This is a genomic window from Streptomyces colwelliae, assembly GCF_048158785.1.
Lineage (GTDB): Bacteria > Actinomycetota > Actinomycetes > Streptomycetales > Streptomycetaceae > Streptomyces.
Genome location: NZ_JBLTJC010000528.1, coordinates 1 through 5,786, shown reverse-complemented (window position 1 = coordinate 5,786; position 5,786 = coordinate 1). Strand labels below are relative to the sequence as shown.

Here is a 5,786-nt window from a genome sequence, read left to right as displayed (position 1 = left end):
GGTCGGTGGAGGTGTAGAAGGACCAGCCGAGGTAACCGCCCAGTCCCAGCAGGGAGATGGCGCTCAGCGTGGGCAGTACGACCGCGCGCACGCCGTGCCGCCAGTCCTCCCGGAGGGGACGGGGGCTGCCGTCACGGAGGACGTGATCGCCGGTGCACGGCTCGTCGTCGGCGGTCGGCGCCATCTCGCCGCTGTCGCGGTCCCGGAGGACGCCGAGCAGGTCGTCCTCGGTCCGCTGGCGCCCGCCCTCGACACCATCCAGGCCTACGTCGAGAAGGGCGAGCCGGTCGTCGTGCTGGCCTCGGGGGACCCCGGGTTCTTCGGGATCGTACGAGCGCTGGCGGAACGGTTCTCCAGCCAGGCCCTCGACGTGCGTCCCGGCGTCTCCTCCGTCGCCACCGCCTTCGCGCGCGCCGGGCTGACCTGGGACGACGCGGTCGTCGTCAGCGCGCACGGCCGCGATCCGCGTACGGCGGTCAACGTGTGCCGCGCGCATCCCAAAGTCGCCGTGCTGACCGGGCCGGGCGCCGGACCCGCCGAGCTGGGCGCCGCGCTCACCCACCGAGCTACCGGGCGGGTCCTCGTCGTCGCGTCCGCGCTGGGGTCCGGACAGGAGCAGGTGGAGCGGGTCACGCCCGCCGAGGCCGCCGCCCGGGACTGGGGTACGGCGGTGAGCGTGGTCCTGTGTCTGGACGAGTCGCGGGCTCTTGGTGCCGTGCGGACGGTCGCCGGAGCTGCCGTCGGGCCCGTCCAATGGGCGCTGGACGAGCGGGAGTTCGAGCACCGGGACTCGATGATCACCAAGTTCGAGGTACGGGCGCTGGCGCTGGCCCGGCTCGGGCCGCACCTCGGCGACCTGGTCTGGGACGTCGGCTCGGGCTCCGGGTCCGTGGCCGTCGAGTGCGCGCGGCTCGGCGCCGCCGTCACCGCGGTCGAGAAGACCCGGGACGGTGTCGAGCGGATCCGCGCCAACGCCGAGGCGCACGGCGTCGACGTGCACACCGTGCACGGGTCCGCGCCGACCGTGCTGTCCGACCTCGACGACCCCGACGCCGTGTTCGTCGGCGGGGGCGGGCGCGAACTGCCCGCCATCGTCACCGCGTGCGCGCGGCGGGCCCGGCGAACCGTGGTCGTCGCGATGGCCGCGCTGGACCGGGTACCGGCCGTGCGGGAGGCTCTCTCGGCGGCCGGACTCGCGGTCGACGGGGTGCTGTTGCAGTCGTCCCGGCTCGCGCCGCTGCCGGGTGACGTGACCCGGCTCGCGGCCACCAATCCCGTTTTTCTGCTGTGGGGGGTCCGAACCCAGGACCGAACCGAGGTCCGAACCCCCGTGTCTCCAGAAGGAGTTGCTCTGTGATCGGCCTCATTTCCGCCACCGCGGCGGGCGCGGCTGCGCGCGACCGGCTGGCCGCCGCGTGGCCGGACCGTACGCGCGTGTACGAGGGTCCCGTCGGGGACGCCGTCCGGGCCGCGTTCGCGGAGTGCGAGCAGCTCGTGTGCTTCCTCGCCACGGGAGCCGTCGTACGGCTGATCGCCCCGCTGCTGGGCGACAAGCGGACCGACCCGGGGGTCGTGTGTGTCGACGAGGGCGGGCGGTTCGCCGTGTCGCTGATCGGCGGGCATGGTGGCGGGGCCAATGAACTCGCCGTGGAGGTGGGTGAGTTGCTCGCCGCGCAACCTGTGGTGACCACGGCTACCGATGCGGTGGGTGTGCCTGGACTCGACACGCTCGGATTCCCCGTGGAAGGCGATGTCGCCGGGGTCACGCGGGCCCTGCTCGACGGTGAACCGGTCGCGCTGGACGCCGAGTTGGCATGGCCGTTGCCGCCGCTGCGGGTGTCGGACGGGGACGGTGCGTACGTCGTCCGCGTCACCGATCGCGCCGTCGAACCCGGCGAGCGGGAGGTCGTGCTGCGGCCGCCGTCGCTCGTCGTCGGGGTCGGCGCGTCCAAGGGCGCACCCGTGAACGAGGTGCTCGGACTGGTCTACGACGCTCTGCGTGCGGCGGGGCTGTCCGTCGGCAACATCGCCGAACTCGCCACCGTGGACGCCAAGGCGGACGAGCCCGGCATCGTCCAGGCGGCTCAGCGCCTGAGGGTGCCGCTGGTGACCTACTCCGCCGAGGAGCTGGCCGCCGTAGAGGTGCCCAATCCGTCCGACGCGCCGCTCGCGGCCGTGGGCACGCCGTCCGTGGCGGAGGCCGCCGCGCTCGTCGGCGGGGGCGAACTCCTCGTCCCCAAGCGGAAGTCGGAGCGCGCCGACGGACAGCCGGCGATGGCGACCTGTGCTGTCGTACGGCGGGTCGCGCGCGGGCGGCTCGCGGTGGTCGGGCTCGGGCCCGGCGCCCGGGATCTGCTCACCCCGCGCGCCAAGGCCGAACTCCGGCGCGCCGCCGTGCTCGTGGGGCTCGACCAGTACGTCGACCAGATCCGCGATCTGCTGCGGCCCGGGACGGTGGTCCTGGAGTCGGGGCTCGGCGCGGAGGAGGAGCGGGCCCGTACGGCCGTCGCCGAGGCGCGCAAGGGGCAGGCCGTCGCGCTGATCGGCAGCGGGGACGCCGGGGTGTACGCGATGGCGTCGCCCGCGCTCGCGGAGGCGTCGGACGACATCGACGTGGTCGGAGTCCCGGGCGTGACCGCCGCGTTGGCCGCCTCGGCGATCCTCGGGGCGCCGCTCGGCCACGACCACGTGTCGATCAGCCTCTCCGATCTGCACACGCCGTGGGAGGTCATCGAGCGGCGGGTGCGGGCGGCGGCCGAGGCCGACATCGTGGTGACGTTCTACAACCCCCGTAGCCGGGGCCGGGACTGGCAGCTCCCGAAGGCACTCTCCGTCCTCGCCGAGCACCGGGAGCCGACGACGCCGGTCGGTGTCGTACGGAACGCGTCGCGGCCCGACGAGTCCAGTCGGCTCACCAGCCTCGCCGCGCTGGATCCGGCGACGGTCGACATGATGACGGTCGTGACCGTGGGCAACACGGCCACCCGGGACATCGCGGGGCGCATGGTGACGCCGCGCGGATACCGCTGGCAGGCAGCACAGGAGGGCGCCAAGTGACCCCCGTGGACCGTGTGGTTCATCCGATCGAGGTGGAGTCCTACCGGCGGCTGCGCGCCCGCCTGGACACCACGCACTTCCCGCCGCTGACCCGCGCGGTCGTGGAGCGGGTCGTCCACTCCGCCGCCGATCTGGCGTACGCGTCCGATCTCGTCCTGGACGAGGGCGAGTTGACGAAGGCGCACTCCGCGCTGCACGCCGGGGCGCCGGTCGTCGTGGACGTGGAGATGGTCGCGGCCGGCATCACCCGGCGCGAGACCGTGTGCCGGCTCAGGGACGCCAAGTCCGGGCCGGGGCTGACGCGTTCGGCGCATGCGATCCGGCTCGCGTACGAGGAGGTCGGGCCCGGCGCCCTGTGGGTGATCGGCAACGCGCCCACCGCCCTGGAGGAGTTGCTGACGCTGGACGCCTCCCCCGTGCTCGTCATCGGGCTGCCCGTCGGTTTCGTCGGCGCGACCGAGTCCAAGGCCGCGTTGCGCGAGAGCGGGCTGCCCGCGGTGAGCAACGTGTCCGAGAAGGGCGGTTCGGCGGTCGCCGCGGCTGCCCTCAACGCCCTGCTGTACCACCCCGTTTCACATATCGAGGAGAAATCGTGACCACCCCGCCGCCCGCCCTGCTCATCGCCGGACACGGCACCCGGGACGAGGCCGGAGCCGAGGCGTTCCGGGACTTCGTACGGGAGTTGGGCCGCCGTCACCCCGAACTGCCCGTCGCGGGCGGGTTCATCGAGCTCTCGCCGCCGCCGCTCGGCGACGCGGTGACCGAGCTGGTGGAGCGAGGGGTGCGCCGGTTCGCCGCCGTACCGCTGATGCTGGTGTCCGCCGGGCACGCCAAGGGGGACATCCCGGCGGCGCTGGCCCGGGAGAAGGAGCGGCACGAGGGGATCTCGTACACGTACGGGCGTCCGCTGGGCCCGCATCCCTCGCTGCTGAAGGTGCTGGAGCGGCGGCTCGACGAGGCGCTCGGCGAGTCGGCGCGCGCTCCCGCCGACCGGGCCGATGTGACCGTGCTGCTGGTGGGGCGCGGGTCGACGGACCCGGACGCCAACGCCGAGGTGCACAAGGCGGCGCGGCTGCTGTGGGAGGGGCGCGGATACGCGGGCGTGGAACCGGCGTTCGTGTCGCTGGCCGCCCCGGACGTGCCGAGCGGCCTGGACCGGTGCGTGAAGCTGGGCGCACGGCGGATCGTCGTCCTGCCGTACTTCCTGTTCACCGGCATCCTGCCGGAGCGGGTGCGGCAGCAGACGGAGGGCTGGGCCGCGGCGCACCCGGCGATCGACGTACTGTCCGCCGAAGTCATAGGCCCGGAACCGGAGTTGCTGGACCTGGTGATGGAGCGGTACCGGGAAGCGGTCAAGGGCGATCTGCGGATGAACTGCGACTCGTGCGTGTACCGCATCGCGCTGCCGGGCTTCGAGGACAAGGTGGGGCAGCCGCAGCAGCCGCACTTCCACCCGGACGACGACGGCCACCACGACGGAGACCACGACGGTCACCACCATGGGCATCACCATCACGGTGGGCACGCCCATGCACACTGACAGAGCCCGCGACCACGACCCCACGGACAGAGCGCACGATCTCCGCCATCACGGTGACGCCGAAGTCCGGGACAACGGCGCCCAGTTGATCGACCTCGCCGTGAACGTCCGCGCGGACACTCCCCCGGCCTGGCTGCGTGAGCGCATAGCCGGTTCGCTGACCGGCCTCGCCGCCTACCCGGACGGACGGGCGGCGCGGGCGGCGGTCGCGGCGCGGCACGGGCTGCCGATGGAGCGCGTCCTGCTGACCGCGGGTGCCGCCGAGGCCTTCGTGCTGCTCGCCCGCGCCCTGAAGGTCCGTCAGCCGGTCGTCGTGCACCCGCAGTTCACGGAACCGGAGGCTGCGCTGCGGGACGCGGGACACTCGGTGGAGCGGGTGCTGCTGCGGGAGGCGAACGGTTTCCGGCTGGATCCGGGCGCGGTACGGGCGGTGCCCGAGGACGCGGACCTGGTGCTGATCGGCAACCCGACGAACCCGACGTCCGTCCTGCACCCCGCCGCGGCGATCACCCAACTCGCTCGCCCCGGGCGGACGTTGGTGGTCGACGAGGCGTTCATGGACGCGGTGCCGGGTGAGCGGGAGTCACTGGCGGGCCGGACGGACGTACCCGGGCTGGTGGTCCTGCGCAGCCTCACCAAGACCTGGGGGCTGGCGGGACTGCGGATCGGCTACGTCCTGGCCGCGCCCGAGACGATCGCGGAACTGGAGCGGGCCCAGCCGCTGTGGCCCGTGTCCACGCCGGCGCTCGCCGCGGCGGAGGCCTGCATGGAGTCACGGGCCCTGGCGGAGGCCGCCCACGCCGCCCACCGCATCACCGCCGACCGCGCCCATCTCGTCGCCGGGCTCGCCGAGTTCGCCCCCGACGGCCTCCACGTCGTCGAGCCCGCCGAGGGCTCCTTCGTCCTGGTCCGTGTCCCCAACGCGGTCGCCGTCCGTCGGCATCTGCGCGACCTGGGCTTCGCCGTTCGCCGTGGGGACACGTTTCCGGGGCTGGACGAGGAGTGGCTACGGCTCGCGCGCGGGTCACCATCAACGGCAGCACCTGCCAAGGCTGTTCGGAAGCGGCCCCTCAGTCGTGTGCGCGGACGGTTGTCATGCGGCTGTCGGTCCGTTGTGGCTGGTCGCGCAGTTCCTCGCGCCCCTTGGGGCGCGTTTCCTCGGGCTTGCAGAAACTTGTGGGATACATCA

General features: G+C 73.5%; 5 protein-coding genes. All 5 read left to right on the top strand.

The window, feature by feature from the left end:
• The first annotated feature begins 142 nt into the window (after nucleotides 1–142).
• Nucleotides 143–1,357: a precorrin-6y C5,15-methyltransferase (decarboxylating) subunit CbiE gene (gene cbiE, locus ACNFOC_RS49810; protein ID WP_416965610.1), complete on the top strand. Its 1,215-nt coding sequence runs from the start codon at nucleotides 143–145 to the stop codon at nucleotides 1,355–1,357.
• Complete coding sequence (cobJ, locus tag ACNFOC_RS49805) at nucleotides 1,354–3,057, top strand: precorrin-3B C(17)-methyltransferase (RefSeq protein WP_416965609.1); 1,704 nt, start codon at nucleotides 1,354–1,356, stop codon at nucleotides 3,055–3,057. The genes cbiE and cobJ overlap by 4 nt, the downstream gene beginning before the upstream one ends.
• Nucleotides 3,058–3,062: 5 nt before the next feature.
• On the top strand, nucleotides 3,063–3,653 hold the full coding sequence (locus tag ACNFOC_RS49800) for a precorrin-8X methylmutase (RefSeq protein WP_416965611.1): 591 nt from the start codon (nucleotides 3,063–3,065) through the stop codon (nucleotides 3,651–3,653).
• On the top strand, nucleotides 3,650–4,597 hold the full coding sequence (locus tag ACNFOC_RS49795; RefSeq protein WP_416965608.1) for a sirohydrochlorin chelatase: 948 nt from the start codon (nucleotides 3,650–3,652) through the stop codon (nucleotides 4,595–4,597). The genes ACNFOC_RS49800 and ACNFOC_RS49795 overlap by 4 nt, the downstream gene beginning before the upstream one ends.
• The coding region (cobC, locus tag ACNFOC_RS49790) for an Rv2231c family histidinol phosphate aminotransferase CobC (protein ID WP_416965607.1) at nucleotides 4,587–5,786 on the top strand (1,200 nt) is incomplete at its 3' end. The genes ACNFOC_RS49795 and cobC, both read left to right, overlap by 11 nt.